At 37.2% G+C, this 26,527-nt stretch carries 26 protein-coding genes, 1 pseudogene and 1 riboswitch; of the genes and pseudogenes, 13 read left to right on the top strand and 14 right to left on the bottom strand.

Going from position 1 to position 26,527, the window contains the following annotated elements:
- Positions 1-37: 37 nt before the first annotated feature.
- The 5 genes from ugpC to Q0K80_RS03825 all read right to left on the bottom strand — a co-directional run bounded on the left by ugpC (position 38) and on the right by Q0K80_RS03825 (position 7,642).
- A complete protein-coding gene (gene ugpC, locus Q0K80_RS03845; protein ID WP_294603394.1) occupies positions 38-1,144 on the bottom strand; it encodes a sn-glycerol-3-phosphate ABC transporter ATP-binding protein UgpC in 1,107 nt (368 codons plus the stop codon).
- A gap of 4 nt (positions 1,145-1,148) precedes the next feature.
- The gene (pgmB, locus tag Q0K80_RS03840; protein ID WP_294603391.1) at positions 1,149-1,826 is read right to left on the bottom strand and encodes a beta-phosphoglucomutase; all 678 of its coding nucleotides are present in this window, start codon (positions 1,824-1,826) and stop codon (positions 1,149-1,151) included.
- On the bottom strand, positions 1,811-4,084 hold the full coding sequence (locus tag Q0K80_RS03835; protein WP_294603388.1) for a glycoside hydrolase family 65 protein: 2,274 nt from the start codon (positions 4,082-4,084) through the stop codon (positions 1,811-1,813). The genes pgmB and Q0K80_RS03835 overlap by 16 nt, the downstream gene beginning before the upstream one ends.
- Positions 4,085-4,238: 154 nt before the next feature.
- Complete coding sequence (locus Q0K80_RS03830; RefSeq protein WP_294603386.1) at positions 4,239-5,963, bottom strand: glycoside hydrolase family 13 protein; 1,725 nt, start codon at positions 5,961-5,963, stop codon at positions 4,239-4,241.
- Between the two features lie 11 nt (positions 5,964-5,974).
- Positions 5,975-7,642, bottom strand: coding sequence for an alpha-glucosidase (locus tag Q0K80_RS03825; RefSeq protein WP_294603383.1), 1,668 nt, complete (start codon positions 7,640-7,642; stop codon positions 5,975-5,977).
- Positions 7,643-7,858: 216 nt separating this feature from the next.
- Between Q0K80_RS03825 and Q0K80_RS03820 the strand changes: the two genes are divergently transcribed.
- The gene (locus Q0K80_RS03820; protein ID WP_294603380.1) at positions 7,859-8,977 is read left to right on the top strand and encodes an NAD(P)-dependent alcohol dehydrogenase; all 1,119 of its coding nucleotides are present in this window, start codon (positions 7,859-7,861) and stop codon (positions 8,975-8,977) included.
- 249 nt (positions 8,978-9,226) lie between these two features.
- Here the strand turns inward: Q0K80_RS03820 and Q0K80_RS03815 are convergent, their stop codons facing one another.
- From Q0K80_RS03815 to glpK, 3 genes are read right to left on the bottom strand one after another with little or no spacing between them, the layout of a single operon-like run.
- Complete coding sequence (locus tag Q0K80_RS03815) at positions 9,227-10,177, bottom strand: LacI family DNA-binding transcriptional regulator (RefSeq protein ID WP_294603378.1); 951 nt, start codon at positions 10,175-10,177, stop codon at positions 9,227-9,229.
- A gap of 12 nt (positions 10,178-10,189) precedes the next feature.
- Positions 10,190-10,963 carry a tyrosine-protein phosphatase gene (locus tag Q0K80_RS03810; protein ID WP_294603375.1) on the bottom strand — a complete coding sequence of 258 codons (774 nt, stop codon included), beginning with the start codon at positions 10,961-10,963 and terminating at the stop codon, positions 10,190-10,192.
- A gap of 24 nt (positions 10,964-10,987) precedes the next feature.
- Positions 10,988-12,490, bottom strand: a complete 1,503-nt coding sequence (glpK, locus tag Q0K80_RS03805; protein ID WP_294603372.1) for a glycerol kinase GlpK — start codon at positions 12,488-12,490, stop codon at positions 10,988-10,990.
- Between the two features lie 142 nt (positions 12,491-12,632).
- Between glpK and thiD (Q0K80_RS03800) the strand changes: the two genes are divergently transcribed.
- The 9 genes from thiD (Q0K80_RS03800) to thiE all read left to right on the top strand — a co-directional run bounded on the left by thiD (Q0K80_RS03800) (position 12,633) and on the right by thiE (position 21,036).
- Positions 12,633-13,445, top strand: coding sequence for a bifunctional hydroxymethylpyrimidine kinase/phosphomethylpyrimidine kinase (thiD, locus tag Q0K80_RS03800; RefSeq protein WP_294603369.1), 813 nt, complete (start codon positions 12,633-12,635; stop codon positions 13,443-13,445).
- A gap of 65 nt (positions 13,446-13,510) precedes the next feature.
- Positions 13,511-14,179, top strand: coding sequence for a cobalamin biosynthesis protein CobQ (locus tag Q0K80_RS03795; protein WP_294603367.1), 669 nt, complete (start codon positions 13,511-13,513; stop codon positions 14,177-14,179).
- A gap of 293 nt (positions 14,180-14,472) precedes the next feature.
- Positions 14,473-14,928: a PTS sugar transporter subunit IIA gene (locus Q0K80_RS03790; RefSeq protein WP_294603365.1), complete on the top strand. Its 456-nt coding sequence runs from the start codon at positions 14,473-14,475 to the stop codon at positions 14,926-14,928.
- Between the two features lie 3 nt (positions 14,929-14,931).
- The gene (locus Q0K80_RS03785; protein ID WP_294603363.1) at positions 14,932-16,224 is read left to right on the top strand and encodes a PTS transporter subunit IIC; all 1,293 of its coding nucleotides are present in this window, start codon (positions 14,932-14,934) and stop codon (positions 16,222-16,224) included.
- Between the two features lie 8 nt (positions 16,225-16,232).
- On the top strand, positions 16,233-18,239 hold the full coding sequence (locus Q0K80_RS03780) for a PRD domain-containing protein (RefSeq protein WP_294603359.1): 2,007 nt from the start codon (positions 16,233-16,235) through the stop codon (positions 18,237-18,239).
- Positions 18,236-18,505: a PTS sugar transporter subunit IIB gene (locus Q0K80_RS03775; protein ID WP_174794663.1), complete on the top strand. Its 270-nt coding sequence runs from the start codon at positions 18,236-18,238 to the stop codon at positions 18,503-18,505. Before Q0K80_RS03780 ends, Q0K80_RS03775 begins: the two co-directional genes overlap by 4 nt.
- 76 nt (positions 18,506-18,581) lie before the next feature.
- A riboswitch (TPP riboswitch) is annotated at positions 18,582-18,680 on the top strand.
- Positions 18,681-18,756: 76 nt separating this feature from the next.
- Complete coding sequence (gene thiM, locus Q0K80_RS03770) at positions 18,757-19,545, top strand: hydroxyethylthiazole kinase (protein WP_294603353.1); 789 nt, start codon at positions 18,757-18,759, stop codon at positions 19,543-19,545.
- Between the two features lie 11 nt (positions 19,546-19,556).
- Complete coding sequence (gene thiD, locus Q0K80_RS03765; protein WP_294603351.1) at positions 19,557-20,360, top strand: bifunctional hydroxymethylpyrimidine kinase/phosphomethylpyrimidine kinase; 804 nt, start codon at positions 19,557-19,559, stop codon at positions 20,358-20,360.
- Positions 20,361-20,373: 13 nt separating this feature from the next.
- Positions 20,374-21,036 carry a thiamine phosphate synthase gene (gene thiE / locus Q0K80_RS03760; protein ID WP_294603349.1) on the top strand — a complete coding sequence of 221 codons (663 nt, stop codon included), beginning with the start codon at positions 20,374-20,376 and terminating at the stop codon, positions 21,034-21,036.
- Between the two features lie 101 nt (positions 21,037-21,137).
- Here the strand turns inward: thiE and gap are convergent.
- A pseudogene (gap, locus tag Q0K80_RS03755) lies at positions 21,138-22,159 on the bottom strand (type I glyceraldehyde-3-phosphate dehydrogenase).
- A gap of 105 nt (positions 22,160-22,264) precedes the next feature.
- On the opposite strand from gap, the gene Q0K80_RS03750 reads away from it, so the two are divergent.
- Positions 22,265-22,996, top strand: a complete 732-nt coding sequence (locus tag Q0K80_RS03750; RefSeq protein WP_294603346.1) for a LysR family transcriptional regulator — start codon at positions 22,265-22,267, stop codon at positions 22,994-22,996.
- A gap of 190 nt (positions 22,997-23,186) precedes the next feature.
- Here the strand turns inward: Q0K80_RS03750 and Q0K80_RS03745 are convergent, their stop codons facing one another.
- From Q0K80_RS03745 to Q0K80_RS03725, 5 genes are all read right to left on the bottom strand, one after another.
- Positions 23,187-23,441: a hypothetical protein gene (locus Q0K80_RS03745; protein WP_294603344.1), complete on the bottom strand. Its 255-nt coding sequence runs from the start codon at positions 23,439-23,441 to the stop codon at positions 23,187-23,189.
- The gene (locus Q0K80_RS03740) at positions 23,441-23,884 is read right to left on the bottom strand and encodes a hypothetical protein (protein WP_294603342.1); all 444 of its coding nucleotides are present in this window, start codon (positions 23,882-23,884) and stop codon (positions 23,441-23,443) included. The genes Q0K80_RS03745 and Q0K80_RS03740 overlap by 1 nt, the downstream gene beginning before the upstream one ends.
- A 25-nt stretch (positions 23,885-23,909) precedes the next feature.
- The gene (locus tag Q0K80_RS03735; protein WP_198180560.1) at positions 23,910-24,113 is read right to left on the bottom strand and encodes a hypothetical protein; all 204 of its coding nucleotides are present in this window, start codon (positions 24,111-24,113) and stop codon (positions 23,910-23,912) included.
- A 132-nt stretch (positions 24,114-24,245) separates the two neighbouring features.
- Positions 24,246-25,061: a LiaF domain-containing protein gene (locus Q0K80_RS03730; protein ID WP_294603335.1), complete on the bottom strand. Its 816-nt coding sequence runs from the start codon at positions 25,059-25,061 to the stop codon at positions 24,246-24,248.
- On the bottom strand, positions 25,061-25,522 hold the full coding sequence (locus tag Q0K80_RS03725) for a LytTR family DNA-binding domain-containing protein (RefSeq protein ID WP_294603332.1): 462 nt from the start codon (positions 25,520-25,522) through the stop codon (positions 25,061-25,063). Before Q0K80_RS03725 ends, Q0K80_RS03730 begins: the two co-directional genes overlap by 1 nt.
- A 269-nt stretch (positions 25,523-25,791) precedes the next feature.
- On the opposite strand from Q0K80_RS03725, the gene Q0K80_RS03720 reads away from it, so the two are divergent.
- Both Q0K80_RS03720 and Q0K80_RS03715 read left to right on the top strand, forming a co-directional pair.
- The gene (locus tag Q0K80_RS03720) at positions 25,792-26,064 is read left to right on the top strand and encodes a type II toxin-antitoxin system RelB/DinJ family antitoxin (protein WP_294603329.1); all 273 of its coding nucleotides are present in this window, start codon (positions 25,792-25,794) and stop codon (positions 26,062-26,064) included.
- Between the two features lie 12 nt (positions 26,065-26,076).
- Positions 26,077-26,394, top strand: a complete 318-nt coding sequence (locus tag Q0K80_RS03715) for a hypothetical protein (RefSeq protein ID WP_046325663.1) — start codon at positions 26,077-26,079, stop codon at positions 26,392-26,394.
- The last annotated feature ends 133 nt before the right edge of the window (positions 26,395-26,527 follow it).

The following is a 26,527-nucleotide window of genomic DNA, read 5'->3' as shown; positions in this document are numbered from 1 at the left end:
TTATATCAATGACAACTAAAGTCACTGATTTTATTCCCTAATTAACTACCGCCAAGGTCGTATCCTTGTCAAAAAAGTGTGCTTTGTTCAAATCAAAGCCCATCTTGACTTTTTGCCCTGGTTGATAAACATCCCGGGCATTGATGTTAGCAACAAACTCAGTTTCATCCACTCTTTGGTAAAGCTGAATAGTAGCTCCCAAGAGTTCAGAAACAACGACTTCAGATTCGACCATCGCATCAGGCCAAGTTTCTAGAAAGGCCTCTTCTGCGTGAATATCCTCTGGCCGAATGCCCAGTATCAAGTCGCGGTCATTATAGCCCTGCTCATTAAGCAATTTTGACTTACCTTCTGGTATTCCCAGATTAAGGCCCTTGCCATCAGAGACTTGACCATCATGATAGTGGACATTAAAGAAATTCATTTGCGGTGATCCAATAAAGCCGGCGACAAATTGGTTAACCGGATGGTTATATACTTCCTGCGGTGTCCCAATCTGCTCAATTTTACCAACTGACATTACCACTACCCGATCAGCCAAAGTCATAGCTTCAGTCTGATCATGAGTAACGTAAATTGTAGTTGTACCTAAGTTTTGGTGCAGTTTGGCAATCTCTGCCCGCATAGAAACACGCAGTTTCGCATCCAAGTTTGACAGGGGCTCATCCATCAAGAAGATAGGTGCATCCCGCACAATTGCCCGTCCCAGAGCGACTCTTTGCCTTTGACCACCAGAAAGCTCTGCCGGCTTTTTATCCAAATATTCACGCAAATTAAGAATCTTGGCAGCATTTTGTACTCTTTTATCAATCTCATCTTTATGATAATGACGCAGTTTCAAGCCGAATGCCATGTTATCGTAGATTGACATGTGCGGATAAAGCGCGTAGTTCTGGAAAACCATGGCAATATGGCGGTCTTTAGGTGCCACATCATTCATTACCTTATGATCAATTTCAAGAGTACCTTTGCTAATATCCTCTAATCCCGCAATCATTCTTAAAGTAGTTGATTTACCACAGCCTGAGGGGCCGACAAAAACAATGAACTCTTTATCTTTAATGTGTAAATCAAAGTCTTTCACTGAATAGTGATCATTGCCTTCATACTTTTTACACATATGGTTTAAGTCAACTTCAACCATATCTTTAACCTACCTTCTTATTATTTTTCTTAAATACAGCCACAATTTTATCCAGCTTTAATTCCTTTGTAGATTTAACGATATAATCAGCTCCTTTAAGTATTTGTTTATCTCCAATTCCCACTGCAAATTGCTGCGCAGCTTTAATTGCCGCAACACCGGCAGCCGCATCTTCAAAGCTAATCACTTCATCATTATGCAGCTTTAGCAACTGCTGTGCTTTTTGATAAATTTCCGGATCCGGCTTACCACGTTTCAGCAAAGCGGGATTAACAATTTGATCAAACTGATCAGCAATACCTAGCTTACTTAAGATTTTAGGGGCATTTTTAGAAGCAGAAGCAATACACATTTTCAAACCTGCTTTTTTGGCATCTGCTAATAATTCTGTAATTCCGGGCAAAATATCAGCTGGCGTCATAGTTTCAACCTGCTCTAAAAACTTTTCATTTTTTTCTGCCGCAAATTCTTCTTTTTGGGTCTTGGTGTACTTATTTTCCCGCTTGCCATACTTCAAAATTAAATCAAGAGAGTCCATCCGTGATATTCCCCGCAGAGAATCTAACTGCGCACTGGTTAATTTAATACCCAGTTCTTGAGCTAAATTATTCCACGCTGTCAGGTGAAATTTAGCTGAATCAGTCAGGACACCATCTAAATCAAAAATCAGGCCTTTAAGCAATTTTGTTCACCCTCTTTTAAAGTAACCTTTTGCTCTTTAACTAAAATCGTTAGTTCCTTTCCGCTAATTAACGTAATACATGTTTCTTGCTGTGTCACTTCTACCTGAATTAAGCGGCCACGATAATTACTTTTGAAACTATAACCGGTCCAATTGTCTGGCACAAAAGGATTAAATCTCAATTGATTGTGACCATACCGCATGCCGGCAAATCCCTGGACTATTGCCAGCCATGAGCCGCTCATTGAAGTAATGTGCAGGCCGTCATCCGTATCATTATTGTAGTTATCGAGATCTAAGCGGGCCGTGCGTTCATAAAATTCTACTGACTGCTTTTTACGCCCTAATTCCGCGGCCAAAATTGAATGAATACAGGCGGAAAGAGAACTTTCATGTACCGTCAACGGCTCATAAAATGCAAAGTTACGCTCTTTTTGTTCTTTGGTAAACCTGTCATCCAAATAATAAATACCCTGCAATACATCAGCCTGCTTGATGAAAGGTGACCGTAAAATTTTATCCCAAGACCAATGCTGATTTATTGGTCTTTGGTCAAGCGGAATTTCCGTAGCTGGTCTAATATCTTTATCCAAGAAGTCATCTTGCTGCAAGAAAATGCCGCGTTCTTTATCTTCAGGCAAGTAAATATTTTCAATAATATCTTGCCATTTTGCCTGTTCTTCTTTAGTTACGTTTAACCGTTCTTGGGCAGCCTTATCCGCAAGTGGCAGTCTCTCTAATGTATATTGCAATACCCATTGCGCCATAATATTGGTAAACCAATTATTATTAACGTTATTGTCGTACTCATCAGGTCCTGTTACTCCGTGAATAACATATTTTTGCCGCCACTTGGAATAATGAACCCGATCAGCCCAAAATCTGGCAGTGCCTACTAGGACATCCATTCCTTCGTTCTTAACGTATGATTCGTCTCCCGTATAACTAGTATACCGTTTGATTGCAAATGGAATGTCCTCATTACGGTGTATTTCTTCAAAAGTAATTTCCCACTCGTTATGGCATTCAATTCCGTTAAAGGTTACCATCGGGAAAAGTGCTCCGGCCAAGCCCTGCTGCTTAGCATTATAATAGGCACCATCAAGTTGATCATGTCTGTATTGTAATAATGCCCGCGTGACATTCGGCTTAGTGATACAAAGATACATCGGAAAGATGAAAGCCTCTGTGTCCCAATATGTAGCTCCACCGTACTTTTCACCAGTAAAGCCTTTAGGACCGATATTAAGTCTCTTGTCTTCACCATAATACGTCATGAATAACTGTAAAATGTTAAAGCGAATACCTTGTTGCGCTTCATCATTGCCGGTAATAACTACATCACTTTTAGTCCAACGCTTTTGCCAAACCGCAGTATGATCAGCTAAATTTTCTGCAAAGCTTTTTGACTGCAATTGTTGCATCAACTCATCCGCACGATCACTTTGCTTTTCTGGTGCTACATCACGACTGGTAATTACAATCACATCTTTTTCTAAAGTGTAACTTTCACCAGCATTTAGAGTAACTGCCAATTTTTCACTTAATTTTGCAGTTGCCGTTTTAACAGCGCCCTCAACAACATGATTATTATTTCTTAGGCCTGCTTTTAACAAAACCGTAAACTGAGGCACATCGTAAGGATTAGGCTTGGTTATAACTTGAATGGAACGCTTTGCAGCATTCTCATTACAGCTAAGCCAAAAATGCTCATTATAGTTACTATCTTCATTAGTAACTGTGCCGTCAAGCGTTGAGTTAAACTCAATTTGTGCTTGACCTGTAAGTACAGTAGCTTTAACAGTAATTAAAGCTGCTTCTTTTAGCTTGATATGTAAAAAACGCTGAAATTCAAACTTAACTTTAGTATCCGCACCTTCATAAATAAAACTGCGGCTAAGCAAGCCTTGGTGCATATCTAATTCAAAATAAAAGTCTTCAAATTTAATCTTGGCTAAGTCAATTTTTTCATTATTAACTGTAATACCAATTCCAATAAAGCTGGGGGCATTAATGGTTTTGCCAAAATATTTAGGATAGCCGTTTTTCCACCAGCCTACTCGCGTTTTATCAGGAAACCAGACACCTGCTAAATACGTACCCTGCAGTTGATCTCCAGAATATCCCTCTTCAAAATTACCGCGCATCCCCATATAGTCATTGCCAATCGCAGTAATGCTTTCCTGCAGCCTTTTATCTACTGGGGAAAACTTGTGCGTAGCAACTTTCCATGGGTCAACCTCAAAAATTCGTTTCATTTACTTTCTCTCCCTCTTTGGTGAGGTTTTTTGTTTACGCTTTCATTATTCGCAAAAATGGAGTATTTGACAATAGCAAAATCGCTGTTAACGGTATCAGAATCATGTTTAAAAAAAGTCTGGGAAGAAATAATTTCTCTCAGACTCTTTAAAATTAATTTGCAAGTTCAATGACAAACCCGTGCTCAGCAAGTTGTCCATCTGCAAAATTCTGACTCAGTACCACCTGGCCGTTTGTGGTAACGGCAATCTTATCAGGAGTTGTATTAAAAAGAGCAGTGATCTTTTCTGCACCAATTCGCTTAACTTGGATTAAACCAGTAGACGTAACACTTAGACTGATTGTGCCATTACCTATAGTAGCAGCATGGTTATTTCTAAAAGCAATCAGCTTTTGCACTTCATCCCAAAAAGGCGTGCCCTTTTTTTGCCAGTCCATTGGCTTGCGGCAATCGGGATCTTCTCCTCCCGTCATTCCCATTTCAGTACCGTAATAAATGCACGGACTGCCAGTCTGCATGAACATAAAAGTCAGGGTTTGCAAAGCCAGCGCTTTATTTTCACCTGCAAGCGTCAGTAAACGGGCGGTATCATGAGAATCAAGCATATTCATCATTGCCTGATTCGTGCAGTCGCGGTACATCATTAATTGATCAGTCAGAGCCGCAACCAGTTCCTGAGCTGTCTTGGTTTTGTGTAGAAAATGCTCCTCAATCTGCAAAGTATACGGGTAATTCATTACTGCAGAAAACTCGTCACCATTGAGCCAAGGCCGTGCACTATGCCAAATTTCACCTACAATATAGAAGTCCGGCTTAATTGCAGTAACCGCATCATGAAATTTTCGCCAAAAATGATGGTCTACTTCGTTAGCAACATCCAGCCTCCAGGCATCAATATCAAAATATTTTACCCAGTAAGTTGCAATTTCCAGCAGAAAATCTTGGACTGCAGGATTGGCAGTATTCAATTTGGGCATTTGTCCCTCAAAAGCAAAGGTATCATAATTTGGACCGCCTGCCTCAGGTCCTTGATATGGTTTAACTGGAAAATGATTAATATGAAACCAGGATGCAAATCGCGACTCAGCACCATTTTCTACTACATCCTGCCACTGCATTGATTGTCCGCCTAAATGATTAAAGACAGCGTCCAGCATTACTTTCATTCCCCTTTTATGAGCTTCACTCACAAATTTGGCAAATAAATCCTTGTCACCAAAATCAGGGTCAATCTGCAGATAGTCTATCGTGTCATACTTATGATTGGAACTGGCTTTAAAAACTGGACACAGGTATAATCCGTTAACGCCTAACTCCTTTAAATAGTCTAGATGGTCAATAATACCCTGTAGGTCGCCCCCGTAAAAGTCTTCTCGTCCGGGATGATCTTGCGGATCCCACGGTTTTGTGCCTTGAGGATCATTATTTTTATCACCATTTGCGAAACGCTCAGGAAAGATCTGATACCAGACAGTATTTTTAACCCAGTCAGGGGTTTTGGATTGATCAATTTCATGCAAGTAAGGTAATTTGAAGTAGCTGCTGTCAGCTGCTAAATTTGCTGCAGTAAAATCTTTGATCCCGCGGTCTCCAACAATTTTATGGCTGTTATCCTGGCCAATGACTTCAAAAGTATATTTAAGGCGGCGATAAGGAGCATTCAAAGTTGCTACCCAATAATCAGTTACCTGCCCTTGTCCCGCTTTAGTCATTGCCATGGTTTTATCAGTCTTGGTATCAAGATAATTATCAGTATAATGAACTATTACTTTTTTAACATCATTTTTGGCACTGTGGAACCTAATCCGTACGTGATGCTGACTAATGACAAAACAGTCTTCGCTTTCTGTTCTATGTTTCAGGGCTGCTAATTGCATTTTTTCCTCCATTATTTACTTAAAACTACGCCAGAATACGGCATCAAAATCAATTCATTCTTATTCAAATAATGCTGTCCGGCAGTTAACATGACTTTCCTATATTCACTAGGTACTTTAATTTTTAATTTTTGACTACTTAGTGAAACAGCCACGATTGCACTATCATTTGCTAAATCCCGCTGGTAAACGTAGCTGTCATTAGCAGTTGCTAACAAGTAAAAACTGCCTGATTGAAACAAAGCCGTTTTTTTCAAACTAATCAGATGTCTGTAGAAGTTAAACATACTGTCAGGATCATCCAGTTCAGCCTGAACATTAGCGTCATTTTGACTTTGACCTTTAAGCCATGGTCTCACTTTTGAAAAACCATAATTTGGCTTTTTAGCCGTCCAGGGCATCGGCCCTCTCGCCGGCATTTTGTGCGCTTGACTGACCATTTTCAATGCTTCTGCTTTTGTTAAGCCCCAATCTGCAGCTTTCGTGATAAAGCGTTCTACCTCTTGATCATTAAACTCTTCTTCAGCAGTAAAAAGCAGGTTTTTTAAGCCCAATTCTTCGCCATAATAGATAATGGGGATTCCTCGTTGCAAATACATTAGCATTGCTAAGCTGCGTGCCTGTGTTTCAGTCTGCGCTATTCTGGTAGCCAGTCGCGGCATGTCGTGATTGCTCCAATATAATGTAGGTTGAGAAACCTGCGCCAGAGTTTGCTGCCAAATAACCTGCGTCTTTTTAAAAGCATCCCAGTCAAGTCCTTTAGGCTGAAAATCTGCAGGCAAGTTAGGATCAATGTGACGCTGATCATCCTTAAAATAACGAAAAGTAACAACACTGTCTAAAAGGTGGTGATCTTTTGCCGTATAGTCCGCTGCTAAGTTAACATTAGCGCTGGCAGCTTCCCCCAAAAGTAAAGCTTCAGGATAATCCTTTTTTATTTGCTCACAAAATGGGCGCAGCCATTTCTGAACTTGGGGCAAATTAGCAAAAAAGGGTTCAGCAACTATCGTTTGGTCATCTCCATTTGCTATTTTCTTTACCGGAAAACTTTGCCGTAAATCTGCCTTGGCAATATGAATAAAAGCGTCAAGGCGCAAGCCATCTATTCCTTGAGCCAGCCAAAATTCCGCAATTTTGAGCATTTCTTGTCTTACTTTGGGATTACGCCAGTTCAAATCAGGCATGTGCTTGTCAAATAAATGGAAATAAAATTGGCCCGTACCTGCCGGATCCGGTTCCCAAACACTGCCACCGAAAAAGCTGCCCCAGTTATTCGGACGCTTATTATTTGCACCTGCAAAAATATAGTAGTCGCGGTATTGACTATGAGGATCACTTTTGGCCTTTTGAAACCACTCATTTTGATCAGAAGTATGGTTTAAAACAAAATCTAAAAGTATATGAATCCCTACTTGGTGACAAGCAGCAATTAGAGCTTTCATGTCTGCCATCGTTCCCATTCGTGGATCGATTTTAAAGTAATCTGCCACATCATAGCCGTTATCAACTTGCGGGGAAACAAAAACAGGATTTAGCCAAATAGTATTAATACCCAGCTGCTGTAAATATGGTAATCTCTGCCTAATTCCATTTAAATCACCAATACCATCATCATTACTGTCTTGAAAAGACTTGGGATAAATTTGGTAAATTATTGCATGCTCATACCAGTGCGTCATAAATTTATACCTCCACTTAAAGTTTAGCGGAGAAGCCTGGTGAGAGGCAATGGTAATAGCAATGTTACCGCTATCAGAAAAAAACTTATTAGTTCAGCATAAATTAGTGTAGTGCGTTATATTCAGGCATATTTTTCTTCAAAAAACTATTGCATTTTTATATGTACGGGTTCACAATAATCTTGAAATCGCTAACAAGTAAGGAGGATTTTTTTTATGAAAATAAAAGCTGCTGTTGTTAATAAAATGGGCGATCCGTTTGAGATCGAAGACAATATTGATTTGCACGAAGTAGGACCAACTGACTTGCAAATTCATATGGTAGCAAGCGGAATCTGCCACTCAGATGAAGCCTTGCGCAAAGGTGATTCAAGTGTTGGCTACCCGGTAATTCTAGGACATGAGGGTTCTGGTATTGTTGAAAAAGTTGGTGACCAGGTTAAAAACTTCAGTGTAGGCGATCACGTAATTTTATCTTTCTACGCTGATGGTATTTGTGATAATTGTTTAAAAGGTATCCCTACCCAATGCCGTCATTATAGTGACTATAATCTTTCTGGCGTCCGCGCAGATGGTGATGATCATTTCCAAAAAGACGGCCACAGAATTTGTGATATGTTTAACCAATCATCATTCACTACCACTACTGTGGTTGATCAGAGAAACGCGGTAAAAATTGATGATAGCATCGACTTGCGCAAAGTTGGCCCACTTGGCTGTGGCTACGTTACCGGTTCCGGTACTGTCTTCAACACTCTTAAAGCTAGACCAGGCGATACCATTGCTGTCTTTGGTACAGGCGCAGTAGGATTAGCTGCAATGATGGCCGGCGTAATTAGTGGCTGCACCAAAGTAATAGCAGTTGATGTTGTTCCAGAGCGGCTTGAATTAGCTAAAGAATTAGGTGCCACACATACAATCAACAGTAAAGAAGAAGACCCAGTTGCCAAGATCAAGGAATTAACTGGCGGATATGGTGTTGACTGGACAGTTGATACTACTGGTGTTTCTGGCGTTATTAAAAATGCTGTCGATGCCTTGGCACAGGGTGGCACTTGCGCAGCTATTGCCGTAACAGCTCAGAATTTGACCATTTCTACTTGGAACGATCTTTGTGTAGATGACAGAAAAGTAGTTGGCGTTAACATGGGTGATGCCATTCCACAAGTTGACATACCAAGATTACTTGAGTTTTATCAATTAGGAAAGTTTCCGTTTGATAAGACTGAAAAGTTTTATCAATTTGAAGATATTAATCAGGCTAATGCTGATTCAGTTTCTGGTAAAACAATCAAGCCTGTTTTGATTATCGATCCTGATTACAAACCTGAATAATAGAGAAAACAATCTAGTTTTTCCCAGAAAATGTGACCCCCAAATTTAGGACAAATTTGGGGGTCATATTATTTTTAAATAATTAATGTCAAAACTTTTTTAATTGTTTTGGCATTTTTTGTGAGTTCAATTATATCGTTTCAATTCTCACTGACTAGCCTTTTTGATAGCAGTTTTAACCATTAAAAAAGCACATAGTAATCGGCCTGATATTCGATTATTATGTGTATTTCTATTTGTACTTAATATTTACCTGGTTGATTCTCTTTTAACTAAGGAAGGCTTAATTAGTGCCTCTCCTTGAGGTGACCCTTTTTGATCAATTTTGCGTAAGAGCATGTTGGCCAATAGTTCACCCATTTTAAAAATCGGCTGTTTAACGGTAGTTAACTTCAAGTTGGAAACCTGATCCAGAAAAACGCCATCGTACCCAATCACACCAAAATCAGCCGGAACTTTAGCCTTTTCATCCTGCAATTGTCTGACCACTCCTGTAGCAATGCGATCGCTGGCACAGATAAAACAAGTATCTTTAGAAAACTTGTGGAAATTATTTTTGATTACTTCTTGCGCAGCGTGACTGTGATTGGCAATACGATAGATTTGAGGGACCTTTTTATGCTTCTGTAATGTATTAACGTAACCCGTTTCACGCGAATACTCAAATGGCTCTCTGACATCAATGCCAATGAAAATAACGTTTTGGTATAACCGCGAAAGTGCATATTTTGTCGCCAATTCTCCACCATACTGATTATTATTGTCCACATAATCATAGCCATGATGATTTTCGCCAAATAAAATAAAGGGTTTTTTAAGGCTGTCAAATAAAGCATAATCACTGGAGCGGGCACCAGTAATCAGGTAGCCGTCAAAGTTGCCATCCTCTATTTTATTTCTGTCTGTAACTAGCTGGATGGCATATTGCTTTTTTGATAACCCACGTGCAATGCCAAATAACAGGTTCATATAATATGGCTCTGTCGTATCAACATCCTCTAGCGTGACAAATTTAACCACATTTGTACGCTTATTTACCAAAGCCTGGGCAACATAATTAGGATGATAATCAAGTTCATCCATCGCCTGCTCAACCAATTTACGCAATTCCTCTGTTACCTGTTCGGGATGATTAATTACACGAGAAACTGTCATCTTTGAAACATTAGCCTTTTTAGCAACATCAAGCAAGGTTACCATTACGATCCGCCTCTAATCTAAGTACATTCGTTTTAGCTGAGCCAAGTCATCATCATTAAAGCCCAATACTTTTTTAAAAAAGGTAGGAAAACCGCCCCAACCGCCACGAATAGTTTCCGTAATGCCACGAATTGCTATGCCTTCGCCTTTGGTGACGTTCATTTTGGAAACCATTTGCGTAATTTCATCATTACTTGGTAATTGCCGTGAAACTGCAAAATCATAAAGTTCATTGGTCAACAAATAATCACGAGCAATAGTATCATCGTCTACGCCTAATGCCATTAAGATCAAGGCAGATACCATTCCTGTTCTATCCTTACCTGCACTGCAATGGTAAACTAGTGCTTCATCTTCTGGCAATTCCAACAGTTCCGCAAAAACGCGGGCAAACATTTCCTGGCTGTGGGAACTTAGCAGAGTTTGTTGATAAATCCGACCAATAAAATTATTATGCATATCTGGAATATGATGCAAAAAGCGGTAGATTGAGCGGTTATTTTGCACATCATTGATATTGTCAGAATATACCGGCAAATCAACATATTTCACATCGGGCCATGACATATCAGGTGAAGAGGACTTTTCATATTCAGAACGCAAGTCACAATCGACAGTGACGCGTAACTTAGCTAATTTAACTTGATCCCTTGCTGTTAAAGAGCTGAGTGAATCTGAACGATAAATTTTATTCCATTTAACTGTCTGACCAGTTACGCTTTGATAGCCACCAACATCGCGAAAGTTCATCGGACTATCTAATGCAATTATTCGATCATGTGCCACTTTGTTGTCCTCCTTTTATTATAATTACTCACCGTGGGCAAAGACTTGGGTGGCCTTCACGGCTTTTTTCCAACCCTGATACAAATGTTCCTTTTCGCTTTCAGGCATCTTAGGTTCAAAAGTTTTACCTATTAAGAAAATATCCCTTAATTCACTAACATTTTGCCAATAACCTACGGCTAAGCCTGCTAAGAAAGCCGCACCCATTGAAGTAGTTTCCAATATTTTAGCACGTTCAATTTTTATACCTAAGATGTCAGATTGGAATTGCAACAAATAGTCATTATTTGAAGCACCGCCATCAACGCGCAAAGCAGGAATTTTAATGCCCGAATCAACTTGCATCGTATCAACTACATCTCGCGCTTGATAAGCCAGCGACTGCAGTGTGGCCTTGATAAAATCTTTGTCATTTGTTCCACGTGTAATACCAAAAACGGAACCGCGAGCTTCGGAGTCCCAGTACGGTGCCCCTAAGCCAGTAAATGCCGGTACAACATAAACTTCATTTTCAGACTTTGATAGCCTGGCTGCCTTCTCCGAATCCGCTGCTGTTTTAATCATTTTGAGCGAATCACGCAACCACTGAATAGCGCTGCCGGAAACAAAAATAGAACCTTCTAAAGCATATGAAATTTTGCCGTTTAAACCATACGCAATAGTAGTCAATAAATTATTGTCAGATTCTGTTGGTTGTTCTCCAGTATTCATCACGATAAAGGAGCCGGTGCCATAAGTGTTTTTAACCATGCCCTTTTTCAAAGCTAACTGACCGAACAAAGCCGCCTGCTGATCACCGGCAATACCGGCAATGGGTACTCGCCCACCAAAAAATGTATAAGATTTGGTGTAGCCGTAAATTTCAGAATTGGACTTTACCTCCGGCAACATTACTTTAGGAATATTAAGCAGCTTTAAAATGTCATCATCCCAAGTTAAATCGTGAATATTGAAAAGCATCGTTCTTGAGGCGTTAGTATAATCAGTCACATGAACTTCACCATCGGTCAAGTTCCACAAAAGCCAGCTGTCAATTGTGCCGAAAAGCAGCTCGCCATTTTCGGCCTTTTCTTGTGCCCCATCGACATGATCCAGAATCCAGCGAATTTTAGTGGCACTAAAATAAGGGTCAATTATCAGTCCCGTCTTTTTGTGGATCAGATTACTATAACCATCTTTTTTCAGCTTTTCCGCTAAGTCGGTCGTCTGCCGTGATTGCCATACAATTGCATTATAAATTGGCTTGCCGGTTTTTTTATCCCAAATTACCGTTGTTTCACGCTGATTGGTAATACCTATACCTACTATTTGCTGTGGCCGCACTCCGGAATTAATGATTGCATTGGCAATTGTTGTTTGCACTGCGTGCCAAATTTCTTCTGCCTTATGTTCCACCCAGCCTGGTTGAGGAAAATATTGGGGAAATTCTTTTTGTGAAGAGGCAATTTTTCTACCCTGATGGTCAATTATCATTGTCCTGGTTGAAGTTGTGCCTTCATCAATTGCCATAATATATTCTTTTAACATCTTTGATCCTCTCCGACAGAAAGCGGTTTTATCTTCATTTTACTACTAGGCCTTGCTTTTACAAGAAATTATTATAACATTATGCTTGTTTTAAGTTATACTGGTTACATAGAGCTTTTATTAAAATGGGGATATATAAAAAATGAGAAAAGAAATTATTGCTTTAACAATTGCTGGCAATGACAGTGATGGCAGTGCGGGAATGACCGCTGATCTGCATTCTTTTTATGCTAGGCAAGTTTATGGCATGGGGCTTTTGACAGCCGCAGTAGCTGGTAATACTACTGGAATTTATGCTCAGGAAGTCATGCCAATTCCTTTTATCCAAAAGCAGTTCGATGTCCTAAACGATGATTTTAAAATTGATGCACTTAAAACCGGTATGCTTGCTAACAAGGATGTAATTGCTTGTGTTGCCGCCAATTTGCATAAATATGACATGGGTAAAATTGTGCTTGATCCGGTCATTATGACTAAACATGGTGATACCCTACTTGATGATGATGCTTACCAAGCGTTTCTTGAGCAGTTAATGCCACTGGCTGACATTATTACGCCTAATTTTTATGAACAGAAAAAGTTAACAGGCTTAAGTTTGAATACTAAAGAGGAAATTCGCCAAGGTGCTAAAAAACTGCAGGAGATGGGTGCCAAAAATGTTTTGATGAAGGGGCGCCATGATAACTCCCAGCAGTCGCAAGTTACTGACATCTTATTAACTGCAGATGGCGAATTTCACGAATTTACCAAGCCTTTCATTAATACAGATAGAATTAATGGCACTGGCGACACACTATCTGCTGTAATTACCGCTGAATTAGCCAAAGGTCAATCGATTATCGCTAGCGTTCAGGCGGCTAAGGACTTTACTTATGAAGCAATTGCCCACCCAATTGAAGTTGGTTCTAAATACGGTCCAATCAATCATTTTGCAGCGCAGCAAAATCTTAAATAACTATTCTTTGCCCGCTTCTAACTATTAAGATATACTTTAAACAAAATAATAGGGGTTGGTAAATAATGGCTAACAAAACAATCAAGATTGCATATTTATACGAAGACCTGATGAATACTTACGGTGATTCTGGCGACGTTAAAATTATCAGGTTTTTGCTAAAAAAACAGGGCTATGATACACAAGTTGATAATATTTCTCTTGGTGATCAATTCAACGCTTTTGATTATGACTTTGTCTTTTTTGGCGGCGGACAAGACTTTGAGCAAACTGTTGTTGCTAAAGATTTACCGCGTCATAAAGAAACTTTGACAAAGTATATTAACGAAGGCAAGCCTATGGTAGGTGTCTGCGGTGGCTACCAGCTGGTGGGCACATATTATAAAACTAATGCTGGAGTGACAATCAAAGGGCTAGATATTCTACCTTTCCACACCGTTTTTAAGGCAGATAAGCGCATGATTGGTGATACCCGCTATATGAGCGAATGGGGCGAAGTCAAAGCCTTTGAAAACCATTCGGGTCAAACCTATTTTGATGATAAGGATAAGCTGCATCCCTTAGGAGAAATGATTGAAGGTTATGGCAACAATCCCCAAGATCACGTCGAAGGTTTGCGCTACCGCAACTTTATCGGTACGTATTCCCACGGCCCAATATTAAAAAACTTGAATGTCGCAAACGCCATAGTCAAAATGATTCTAGAATGGCATAATGAGCGAATAGAAAGTTAAAAAGTTAATATAAGTTAATATAAATATAAGATGGTAATTTTCATTACGTAAAGTGAAAATTATCATCTTTTTTATTTATAAAATGTTTGTTGAAGCTAAAACATCCAATTTTAGCAATTATAAAGATGATTATTTACACATATTTATAAAAACTAAATACTAAGCGCAAAAATATGTTAATGATGCAATACGCAAATTTTCTATATTTTAAAAAATCAAAGTGTGTAAAAATTGATTAAGTAAAGAGAGCGCTCTCAGTAATAAAACATGAGTCATTTATAAAGGAGGTTTAAATGGCAAAGTTTACTAAAAATGATATTCAACTAAAAGTAGAAGCCTCAGACTGTTTTGATGCTATTCAAAAATCTGCTGATTTACTTATAGCTTCAAACGCGATAACTGAAAATTATGTTAAAGAGATTTTTGCTACTTATAAAAAATTTGGTCCCTATTTCGTTATTGCACCTGGAATTGCTCTTGCGCATTCAAGACCGTCTAAAAGTGTTAGACACAAGGCTATATCCCTAATCACTTTAAAGAGCCCCATTAATTTTGGTAATAAAGAAAATGATCCTGTTTTTATTGTGTGCGTTATTGCCAGCACAAATGGTAATGATCACATTGCATTACTCAAACAACTGGGTCAATTTCTAGGCATACGGAATAATATCGAGTTTTTAAAAAGAGCCGAGGGTCAAAAGGATGTCTGTAAAATAGTAGCCTTATTAAATAAAAAATGGAAGGAGTAATTCATGAATGCGATAAACGTATTAATAAGTTCATTAACGCAAGCACCCATCTTTCTGGGTTTAGTAACTCTTGTAGGACTGTTATTACAAAAAAAGAAATTACATGAAATAGTAGATGGAGTAATTAAAACGATGGTTGGTATGGTCATGCTTTCAACAGGATCAAATCTACTGACTAGTACATTAACTCCATTGATCACAAATTTAAATAAAGTAACCGGGGTTAAGGGAGTAATTCCTCAGAACTTTGCAGTATATGGCATCATGCTTGCAAAGTATACTTCCGCTATTGTTTTTGCATTTATTTTGGGATTTTTTATTAACTTAGTATTAGTTAAAATAGTTCCGTGGAAGATCTGCAAAAATGTCTATTTAACAGTACATGTTAGTCTAATTTTATCTTCGTTTTTGGTTGCCACGATATCTGCTTCATTTCATTGGCCAATAGAAAGTATTCAAACTATTTTATTTGCAGGAATATTAATAGGTCTTTACAATACTTTTTCTCCAGCAATTGCACGTTCCGTGTCCTGGAAGTGGACCAATGATCAATATACACTGGGCCATCAACTACAATTTGGGGCAGTTTTAGCCGCAGGAATTGCTAAATTAGTGGGAGATCCCAAACAAGATGCCGATAAAATCAAGTTGCCAAAGGGCTTGAGTGTTTTAAAAGATATAACTGTAGCCATGGCTTTACTTATGTCATTAATATTTGTAGGCATGGGGCTTGTTATTGGTGAACCGATTATTAGCAAGCTTTCTGGTAGTATTAACTGGATCGTATGGTTATTACTACAAGGAATTACTTTTACTACAGCTTTCACAATTTTACTCCAAGGTGTTCGTATGTTTATTAACCAACTTTTGCCTGCTTTCAAAGGTATAGCTGATAAATACGCTCACGGAGCAATTCCAGCATTAGATTGTGCTGTATTCTATCCCCTATCAGGTACAGGTGCGATGCTTGGCTTTATTTCAACAACCGCAGGCTCAATTATCGCTATGCTAGCTACAATTATTTTCCATTTACCAATAGTTGTTTTTCCAAGTCCAAACATTTGTGTTTTTGATGGGATGCTTATGGGCGTTTTTGGTAATAAGTACGGTGGTTGGAAAGGTTCAATTGCCGCCGGCTTAGTAATAGGATTTTTAGTTCATTTCTTAATTATTTTTGTTTACCCATTAACAGGCGTTCTATACGGTGGTGGAATGACTTATTCTCAAACTGACTACAGTATTTTTTGGATGCCCCTTATGTGGATTATTCGCAGTATTGCTCACTTATTCGGCTAGGCTGAAAATTGAAAAGAGATATTTTTCAATTAGTTAATTATTTGCTGCCGAAAAGCACCTACATTTCATCTAAAAATATTTCTGAAGATTTAGATTTTAAAATTAGAAAAGTACCAGCAATTTTAGATAATACTGATAGTTGGTTAAAGTCAAAAGGCTTTTCCAAATTAAAAAGATTACAAGGCAAAGGAATCAAATTATTACAAAAAGACATATTACGAATCAAAGCAACTTTATTAAATGAAAGAATCAGTTTTGATTTTACTAATAGCAATGATCGACGAACATACGCTTTATATTCCTTAATGTGCTTTGATAAGGTTAGCCATTTGAAAAAGTTAGCTAATTCAATGAATATCAGTGAACGGACGATTAGTAATGATATGATTAGACTTAGAAAACAACTTTCAGACTGTAAAGTAAAACTGCTTTACAGCTCGTCTAATGGCTATAAACTAGTTGGTGATCTATTTTTATGTAAATGTTTTTTGATAAGCAATTTAAAGCAAATATTCTTGCTTCGTAATGAAAAAGAAGTAGTCAATTTTATTATTGAAAGTAATACTTTACCAGGAAACAAATTTATAGCACCTGAAAAGATTCAAAATTTATATCAAGACATAGATAATATACTTCCTGTTTATTTTTCTATAGAGGCAAAAATAACTATTCTGGTATATTTAATAATTACTTGTATGCAATCAAACAGGAACATTGACTGTTATGACAAGGACAATAATGATATTTCAAATAATAAAGCAATGCAGGACTTAGGATCAATCATTGCCTTAAAAGGTGAAGAAGAAACAAATACTCACCTTAAAAAGATCGAACAAGCACGAATATCTACACTCTTACAGTCTCAATCAAACGAATTACTTTATAACTTTAGTGCCAATTATCCATTTGAAATTGAAATATTTGCTCATCAAATGATTCAAGATATGAGTCAGAAATGTAAAATTGATTTTCAGAGAGACCAGGAGCTTTTTGATGTTTTATCAAGTCATTTAATTAATTTAATTTCAAGGATTAGATATCATACACAAATTCGTAATCCATTACTTGAAAAAGTTAAAAGGCATTATAGCCAAATCCATAAAGCTGTCATTTCATCAATTCAATACGTACAGGCATATACAGGAAATCATATTACTGAAGATGAAATCTCTTTTATTACCATTTATTTTGCTTCTGCCATGGAAAAAATAAGTAATCAGCAAAGTAAAAAAGGTGGTATTAACATTATTATTGTTTGTAATTCTGGTAACGCAGTTTCTAGATTATTGCAATATAAATTATTAAATTCATATAAAGTCAACATATTAGGCACATTGTCCGAGCAAGAAATAAAAACTAAAGGTGATATTAGAAATTTAGATTTAATAGTTACAGTTATAGGAAATCTAGATCTAAAACTTAAAAAAAAGATTCCAATAATTAAAGTTAATGCTTTTCCAACAAAGAATGACTATAAAAAGCTGGAAAAATTTATTAATCAAAAAAAGCACAAAATTAGTCCACATAACTCACTGAGGAAAATTAAAAATGGTATATTACAATTCTTACCTGGAACAAATTTTCAAGTAATAAATAATGGCGAAAACATTGATGATTTAATTCAGCTGAGTGGTAACTTGCTGGCTCAAAATAAATATTGTGACATGGACTATGTCAATCAAATGGTAAAGGTTGCACATGAATTCGGTGGTGTTAATCATTTGTTAATTGCCCCTGGTATCATACTTCCTCATGCAGGAATTAGTTCGCACGTATTTAAAACTGGCATGAGTTTGTTAAAAATTAAAAAGCCCTTTAATTACAAGGGAGAAAAAATAATAGCTTTTATTGCCTTTTGTACAATAAATAGCACTCAACATCAAGGAGCTTTTCAACAGTTAGGTTATTTATTAGATGATAAAGAATTTCTAGAAGGTTTTAAAGAAACAGAAAATTATGAGGACTTTAAAAATTTAGTTTTAAGTTGTTTAAAAAAAGGAGAAAAATTATTATGAAAATTGTTGCTGTATGCGGAATGGGCATGGGAAGTTCACTCATTGCTAAAATGAATATTGATAGTATTTTAAACGAAAAAGGTATTGAGGGAACAGTCGAAAATTGTGATGTAGGATCAGTAAGTGGTCATCCCGCAGATTGGTATGTTGCAACCCAAGAAATTGCCAACAACATGCCAGAAGAATTTAAGAAGAGAACAATCATACTTCATGACTTTGTTAATAAAGATGAAATGGAAAAAGAATTAAGTAAATATTTATTTTAAGACAAAAATACTAACATATAAAAATCACATTTTATTTTTGATTGTAATATTATCTAAATATAGTTATAATTGAGAGCGATAACACGAGGGGTGCCTTTTAGGCTGAGATGAATTTTTTTCAGACCCTTTGAACCTGTAAGCTAATACTTGCGTAGGAACGTGTCAAAAACGCTTAAGCTTTGGCACTTCCACGTGCCAGGGCTTTTTTATTAATCAAAATTTTTCAAAAACATTTAGTCGGGAGTAATAAAATGCAGTTAGACTTATTAGATAAATTACGAGCGCAAAATCCCGTTATTTTTAACATAGCCAATTTTGTGACAGTCCAAGATGTGGCGAATGCTGTCAATGCTATTGGTGCTTCACCAATTATGAGCAATGAAGTCGCTGAAGCCGAAGAAATAGTGCGAATGGCTTCCGCAGTGGCAGTTAATATTGGCTGTTTAACCAAGCAGCAAATCAATCATATTAAAAAGGTAGAAGACCTAGCAAGGCAGTATAATAAGCCGATAGTATTTGATCCTGTTGCGGTTGGTGCAGTCGAATATCGCTACAAAATCGCAGATAAGCTTTTATGGGATTTTCATACCAGTATTATTCGCGGTAATATTGGTGAAATCGCTGCACTAGGTGACTTCAACTGGGATTCAAAGGGCATCGATGCAGGTTCCGGCTCCGGTAATATTGATGATATTGCTATGAAAACTGCTCAGAAATATCATTGTACGGTCATTGCCAGTGGTCCTACAGATACAATTAGTGACGGTAAAAGACTTGCTCATATTCACAACGGCTCACCACTTTTTAAAACTCATGTGGGCTCAGGTGATATGTTGTCCAGTATTGTCACAGCTTTTACCGCAGTCACTGATGATCCGTTTGAAGCGGCTCAGATAGGTGCTTTAGTTTTCAGTTGTGCGGGTCAAATGGTTGTCCAAGATCATCCCGGTGTTGGACCAAGTACTTTTGGTATGTACCTTATAGATTATTTGTACAAAGTAACAGTCGCTGATATTAAGCAAATTGCTGATTTTGATTAAGGAACTTCATGATGACAGAAAAAATTAATTCTTTTCCCCAGGTTTTAACTATTGCCGGTACAGATTCAGGTGGTGGTGCCGGAATAATGGCTGACCTTAAAACTTTTCAAATGCAAAAAGTATTTGGAACAGCTGTTGTAGTAGCAGTGACAGCACAAAACACTTTAGGTGTACAAAAATCTTTTTTACTACCACTAGAAATGATCGATGCCCAATTTGCATCTTTAGCAGAAGATTTTCATATTCGTGCTTGTAAAACGGGAATGTTAGGCGATGCAGCTCATGTTCACCAAGTTGCTCTTAACCTGCAAAAGTATGACTTTGGCCCTATTACCATAGATCCCGTAATGATTGCTAAAGGAGGTGCACCACTTTTAAGTCAAGATGCTGTTGCCACCGTTAAAAATGAACTACTGCCTTTAGCCGATTTAATCACACCTAACTTACCAGAAGCAGAAACTTTAACTGGCATTAAGGTACAAATGCAAGATCAATTTCCTGAATTAGCCCATAAACTACAAGACATGGGTGTTAAAAATGTACTAATTAAAGGTGGACACACTAATAGCGCAGAAGTAAAAGATTATGCTTTATTTGCCGATGGTACTGATCTTTGGGTCAGCAGTTCCAGAGTACATACTAAACGCACACACGGCACCGGTGATACTTTAGCTGCAGCAATTACGGCGCAGCTAGCTTTAGGTCAAAGTTTACCTGCAGCAATTACAATCGCTAAGAAATACGTTACCAAGACTATTAAAGAAACTATTCAAGTCGGTCATGGCCATGGTCCCTTAAATCATTGGGCAAAGTAATTTAGGAGAAATAATGAAAGAATTTAACACTGATTTTTTACATGCTTATTTTATTTGCGGCAGTCAAGATGTGCCCAAAGGTAAAACTTTAACTGGCATAGTAGAAAAAGCACTTGCTGCCGGCATCACGGCTTTTCAGTTTCGGGACAAGGGTCCTAATTCAACTTTAAGTAAAACTGAGAGACTACCTATGGCGCAAAAATTACATCAACTGTGTCAAGCATATCATGTTCCCTTTTTCATTGATGATGATGTCAAGTTGGCCCAACAAGTTCATGCCGAGGGAGTTCATGTTGGTCAAAGTGATGAAGAGATAAAACAGGTTATTAAAGAAGTTGGTGGTCAAATGTTTATCGGCTATTCCTGTTCGAATTTAGCTCAAATTGAGCAAGCCAATAAAATTAGCGGAATTGATTATTACGGTAGTGGTCCAATTTATGCCACCCAGTCTAAAAGTGATGCCGATCCCGAAATTGGTATTACTGGTTTAACCCAGCTGGTTAAAAGCAGCGCTCGGCCAATTGTTGCTATTGGTGGGATAACTGCTAGCGACTTAGAAGCAATCTCCAAAACTGGGGCAAATGGTGCTGCAGTAATCTCAATGATTGCTCAAAGCAATAATATTAAGCAAACTGTTAGTCAAATGCTCACAGCGCCATGGATAAAAAGCGACTAGCATATTTTAAAGACACAAAAAATGATTCTGCACTTGGCAGAACCATTTTTTTATTGATGATAAACAGTTTTTAATTGTAAAAATATAAGTTATATTGATAATTAACCTAATTGGGCAACTTTTTGCAGTGTTCTAATCATTTGAGCTACAAAGCCGGATTCATTATCATACCAGGCGTAACCCTTAACTAATTGTGCACCGTCATCACCAGTTTCAACCTGAGTCAGAGTTGGATCAAAGACCGAGCCATACTCAGTACCAATAATATCTGATGATACAATCTGATCATCATTATAACCAAAAGAAGGATTACCTTCAGTGTGCTTTTTAATTTTGGCATTAAACTCTTCAGCTGTAACTTTTTGCTTTACAATAGCAGCTAGTTCAGTAATTGAACCGGAAATAACAGGGACTCGTTGAGCAATACCTGTAAGTTTGCCGTCTAATTCAGGTATAACTAGTCCTATCGCTTTAGCTGCTCCTGTAGAATGGGGAATAACATTAGCAACTGCGGCACGGGCATTACGGACGTTGCCACCACGATCAGGTCCGTCCTGCAACATTTGCGAAGCAGTATAAGCATGAGTGGTAGACATGATTCCTACCTGAATGCCAAATTTATCGTTCATTGCTTGTGCTAATGGTGCCAAGCAATTAGTGGTACATGAGCCAGCGGAAATAATTTGATCAGAGTCAGTTAGTTGGTCATCATTTACACTGTAGACAATTGTCTTCATGTTACCTGCAGGAGCAGAAATTAATACTCTTTTAACACCGGCATCAAGATGAGCCTGTGATTTTGCAGTTGAAGTGTAAAAGCCGGTACATTCAAGCACTATTTTGATACCATCATTTTTGACCCACGGAATTTGACTGGCATCTTTTTCCGCATAAACCGGAATATTTTTGCCATCTATTACAATACTATTAGTGGTAGCAGTTACTTCATGATGAAATTGGCCATGCGCGGTATATCATACTTCAATAAATGTGCTAACATAGCTGGTGAAGTCAAATCATTGATTGCGACAATTTCGATATCATCACTGGCCACTTCATATATTCGCCGTAAAGCAAGTCGGCCAATGCGGCCAAAGCCGTTAATACCAATTTTTGTAGTCATAATAAGTTCCTCCTTTTAGATTACAAAATTAGTATATTAAGATAAAATAGCCTTGCATAATCCAAGTTTATAACAGGGTTACCACTTTTAATGATATGGAGCAACATGAATTTCAACGACTTACATATTTACCAAACAATTTATGAAACTAGATCGCTTAACAAAGCGTCACTGAAATTAGGCTACACCCAATCCAACATTACAGCCAGGCTCAAAGCACTGGAGCAAGAATTGAATACGCCCCTTTTTGTACGTTCTAATTTAGGAGTCAAACCAACCAAAAACGGACAAAAAATGCATGATTTCGCCACTAAAGTTTTACAAAACTACCAAAACCTGAAAGAGGATTTGTCTATTAACAAGCCCAAAGTCCTCATTTCTGAGTTGCTTTTTGGCTATATTATTACCAAAAAAGCACCATTTTCATTTGAGCACTACGACATTATCATTAAAAATACCAATGAAATTCAAGAATTAATAACTAAGCATGCATATGACATGGTCTGGACTTTTACCCCTATTACTCTACCTAAATATTCGCTAATCAAAAAAAATCATTTAGAAGCCTGTTTCCTAAAGGGCAAAAAGCAGGAAAGTAAAAATGTACCAGTTGCTATCAATGCTGATATCAATTGTCCGTTTCGTAACTTGACTCTCAAATTAACGCAGAATAAAAACAGCGTCACTGAAATTGATTCACTGGAAATGATTTTAGAGCTGGTCAAAAAAGGCCAGGCAACTGCATTACTGCCCAAATATTTAATTAACGATGATTTAATTGCAGCTGATTCACAAAGTTGGAATATCCCTTATTATTTTTACCGCTACCAATTATAGACAAGTAAAAAGACGCCATTAGTTGAATAACGGTGTCTTTTAAATTTCTAGTTCAGTTTCTTTAAATACGTTTCATAAACTGGGCACAGATTAAACGCATATTTGCTGTAAGTTCGCGTTGCTAATGCGTCTGTGGAATCAAATTCACCACTTAAAGTTTGATATACTTTGCTTGTGCCCAATTTAGTAATTACTGTTGCAACTGGTCTAATAAATTAGGCTTAACAGCACCCATCCATCCTAAAGTCAATTCTTGAGGGGCATCCTCAAAAGAAAAGCAATAAGCCTTAATTTGTCCAGCAGCAATTAGTGCTAAGGGGGCGTGTTCAAGTTGATCAGTGAAAATGGTTTTGCTCCACTCACTAAGAGGTATCTTTGCAACAGGATTTGCTAAATGATTTTTTTGATAATCGGAGAAACTCACTTGTGCCAGCCTATTTATCATTACATAATCTTTTTTATTTTGTGTAGAGTGACCATCTGTAAATCAGTCGCAATTAGAATATTTTTCAGTGCCCTTTTCAAGGGCATCTGGGTTTCTACAGTAGTTCTGATTAATTTAAAACCATTTTTTTGACCAATAGCATTAAAGAGTAACTGCGGTGCATAATCATAAGTAATTAATGCGTTTTGGTGATTTTTTTGGGCTTTTGCCGTTAAATCCGTCAGTATTTGCTCATAAACCTGCATTTGTTCACCGCTGGTTAATCTAGGTGCAAGATAGCCCGCAAAATTTAAGGAAAAAGGGTGAAAAGCATTTTGCCAACAGGTCATTAACCCGACTGGCTTATTTTCGAGATAATAGGCTTGTGTATGTTGAGGAAATTGTTCTACAGCTTCCTTAATTTTTCTATCTGGACTTACATTGGCTAATAATGAGCCATACATAATTAATAATCTCCTTTATGGGCTATTATTTTTTCGCCCGTAAAATTTTGGCCTTGGCATCATTGTAGCCGTCAATGTAGCGTTCTATTTCAATTGCTTTATTCTGGGTAACACGATTAACTAAGTTAACACCTTTTTTAGGAAAATCCTTGAAAGAATGACTCTCTGCATAGTCCTTTTTGGCTTGTTCATAACCCATTTGATAATCACTGAGAGAACTCTTTTTCACAGTAGTTTTTGCTGTATGATAGCTATAGTCATTGGTACCATGCCATTTTTTATATGCTTTTTCAGCATCTTTATAGTTTCCAGCTTCATAATTTCTTTAAAATAGTATGTAGCTGTTTTAAAGTAACTATTTTTATACATAATTAATTTCAACTTCAGACATACTGCAGTGGCCGGTCAAAACCAATGTGGGACCACCCCCACTAGATTCACCAGAAATTTCCAGTTCTCCCAAAACAAGATCTAAGTTTTCACTATTAACTTTCCATGAAAGTGGCACATAAATTTCAATCTCACCCATGGTACCGTTAATATCTACTGTCACTACATCGCCAGCAGCCTTAGCCTGATCAAGGTAGACTTCAACTTCACCTAATGAAGAATTAATCATGACACTACGTAAATTTTGTGAATGAACATAGCGTGAAACTGATGACAGCTTCTGATTGATTACTATATCTTCACCAGCAGTATGGTTTTTACTATCATTAATGGAACTGCTATCGGTTGTATAGTCTTTACTGTCATTAATGGTATTATTATCAGTCGTTTTATAACTTTTATCAAAGTCTGACCAATCATCATAGTAATCTCTAGGTCTAAATTTATGTTTAAAGTAGTTTCCTCCTAAAAACCAGCTTTTTCTAAAAATTAATGTCAAACCTATATAAATCAACAATGCAGCAATCAATACTGTCCAAGGAACAATTTTGGTAATATGCAATGGTTCAGCGTAAACAATTAAGAGAAAAGCAATAGAAAAAGTCGTACCAAACAAGCTTCTATCTGCTAGACTTTCAATTAAAGCCGCTCCAAACACAATAGTCCAAATAATCATGCTTACTTTCAAATGAAAAGAAAACAGGTGCAGCTGGTTCATTACCAAGAAAATAGCAGCAGCCACTAATGCTATCCCCCAAAATATTTCTCTAATTTTATTTTTTCTCATTATGATGACCTTCTCTCGTTTAACCTATCATTCAAATTGTGATAGTAGTGACGTGAAACATAGACAGTTTTATAAGAATCGCGAAAATTAATTTTACAGTTAGAAATCGAGCGTGTTAACGCATAAATTTGATTTAAATTTAAAATTGTTGACTTAGAGACCCGCATGAACTGATTATTTAACAAATTTTCTAATTCATAGAGTTTGTAATCTACTGTAAAAGCATCCCTCGCAGTATGTGCAATCACTTGTTTATCTTCTGTTTCAAAAAATAAAATTTCTTTCATACTCAAGTAATAGGACACATTATCTTTTTTGCCTTCTATTTGGTCAGGATGTTCACTGATACCTTGCAACCGTCGGTATATCTGTTCAACTTCTGGCGTCACAGATTTAGCATGAATTGTTACACTGGTATCGTCATCTTCCATATCCGGATTCAGTTCTATTTTTATTTTCACGCTTCTCACCTGCCCTTCATCACTTGATGATTTAATTAAACTCTTATTTTTATGTAAAATCTAGCACTTTTGACTAAGTGGTAATTATAAGAAACTAAGTGGCATATTTTTTTGATTGAGGAGAAAAGCAAAAATTCAAAGTCAGTTTTAGTATAGTATTTTATTTAAGACAATTTTAGGCTAAAATTTGCAAAAAATACCTAAAATATGCTATTTTAGGTATTTTTATGATATTATTTATGTAACAAAGTAATTTCGGGAGGCAAATTATGGCAACTAAGATTGTTACTAAAAGATATTCTGTTAATATAGACAAACAAATAGCGGATACTGCAGAACTAGTTATTAGAAAAATTGGTCTTAAACCAAATGATGTGATTTCAATGATGCTTACACAGATTGCTGACAAAGGCAAACTACCTGTAGCATTTTCAGTTGACGATTATGACCATCTAAAAGATGAAATTATTGCAGCTAGTCGTAAAATTCCTGCACAAAAGATTGAAACCTCCAAAGAAATAGCTGACTTTTTTGCAGATTAAGGAAACCAATTAATGAATTTGGGCGATATTTTTATAACATACCTTGAATACGAAGATGTACCAAACGGAAAAAGTCGGCCAGTTTTATACATTGAGCAGGATGATGAATTTTATTATGTATTTAAAATTACTAGTAAATATCAAAGTAAGTCAAAAAGCATTCGCGCAAAGTATGCTAAAATTACCGATTGGCAAAAGTCGGGCCTTTACAAGGAATCGTGGATAGACTGTAATAAACGGTATCAGCTGAGAATTGATAAAACGAGACTAAAAGGTATAGGTAATTTAACGATAACCGATTTGAATAATCTTAAGAAATTTATGTGGTAGAGAACAACAAGGACAAGTATGAAAAAGGCACTGAGTTTTGATATGACCCCCAAAATTAGGACAAATTTGGGGGTCATTTTTATGTCTAAATTATCTAAACAAGATAAAATTGAAATCTATCATCTTTGGCATG

It is taken from the genome of uncultured Lactobacillus sp. (assembly GCF_945290125.1).
Classification (GTDB): domain Bacteria; phylum Bacillota; class Bacilli; order Lactobacillales; family Lactobacillaceae; genus Lactobacillus; species Lactobacillus rizhaonensis.
This window is presented reverse-complemented; position numbering and strand designations above follow the sequence as displayed.

Bases quoted from the DNA above. Each gene is read 5' to 3' on its own strand.
- ugpC (WP_294603394.1), bottom strand. From the start codon at position 1,144: ATGGTTGAAGTTGACTTAAACCATATGTGTAAAAAGTATGAAGGCAAT.
- Q0K80_RS03835 (WP_294603388.1), bottom strand. From the start codon at position 4,084: ATGAAACGAATTTTTGAGGTTGACCCATGGAAAGTTGCTACGCACAAG.
- Q0K80_RS03830 (WP_294603386.1), bottom strand. From the start codon at position 5,963: ATGCAATTAGCAGCCCTGAAACATAGAACAGAAAGCGAAGACTGTTTT.
- Q0K80_RS03825 (WP_294603383.1), bottom strand. From the start codon at position 7,642: ATGACGCACTGGTATGAGCATGCAATAATTTACCAAATTTATCCCAAG.
- Q0K80_RS03820 (WP_294603380.1), top strand. From the start codon at position 7,859: ATGAAAATAAAAGCTGCTGTTGTTAATAAAATGGGCGATCCGTTTGAG.
- Q0K80_RS03815 (WP_294603378.1), bottom strand. From the start codon at position 10,177: ATGGTAACCTTGCTTGATGTTGCTAAAAAGGCTAATGTTTCAAAGATG.
- glpK (WP_294603372.1), bottom strand. From the start codon at position 12,490: ATGTTAAAAGAATATATTATGGCAATTGATGAAGGCACAACTTCAACC.
- thiD (WP_294603369.1), top strand. From the start codon at position 12,633: ATGAGAAAAGAAATTATTGCTTTAACAATTGCTGGCAATGACAGTGAT.
- Q0K80_RS03795 (WP_294603367.1), top strand. From the start codon at position 13,511: ATGGCTAACAAAACAATCAAGATTGCATATTTATACGAAGACCTGATG.
- Q0K80_RS03790 (WP_294603365.1), top strand. From the start codon at position 14,473: ATGGCAAAGTTTACTAAAAATGATATTCAACTAAAAGTAGAAGCCTCA.
- Q0K80_RS03785 (WP_294603363.1), top strand. From the start codon at position 14,932: ATGAATGCGATAAACGTATTAATAAGTTCATTAACGCAAGCACCCATC.
- Q0K80_RS03775 (WP_174794663.1), top strand. From the start codon at position 18,236: ATGAAAATTGTTGCTGTATGCGGAATGGGCATGGGAAGTTCACTCATT.
- thiM (WP_294603353.1), top strand. From the start codon at position 18,757: ATGCAGTTAGACTTATTAGATAAATTACGAGCGCAAAATCCCGTTATT.
- thiD (WP_294603351.1), top strand. From the start codon at position 19,557: ATGACAGAAAAAATTAATTCTTTTCCCCAGGTTTTAACTATTGCCGGT.
- thiE (WP_294603349.1), top strand. From the start codon at position 20,374: ATGAAAGAATTTAACACTGATTTTTTACATGCTTATTTTATTTGCGGC.
- Q0K80_RS03750 (WP_294603346.1), top strand. From the start codon at position 22,265: ATGAATTTCAACGACTTACATATTTACCAAACAATTTATGAAACTAGA.
- Q0K80_RS03745 (WP_294603344.1), bottom strand. From the start codon at position 23,441: ATGATAAATAGGCTGGCACAAGTGAGTTTCTCCGATTATCAAAAAAAT.
- Q0K80_RS03740 (WP_294603342.1), bottom strand. From the start codon at position 23,884: ATGTATGGCTCATTATTAGCCAATGTAAGTCCAGATAGAAAAATTAAG.
- Q0K80_RS03730 (WP_294603335.1), bottom strand. From the start codon at position 25,061: ATGAGAAAAAATAAAATTAGAGAAATATTTTGGGGGATAGCATTAGTG.
- Q0K80_RS03720 (WP_294603329.1), top strand. From the start codon at position 25,792: ATGGCAACTAAGATTGTTACTAAAAGATATTCTGTTAATATAGACAAA.
- Q0K80_RS03715 (WP_046325663.1), top strand. From the start codon at position 26,077: ATGAATTTGGGCGATATTTTTATAACATACCTTGAATACGAAGATGTA.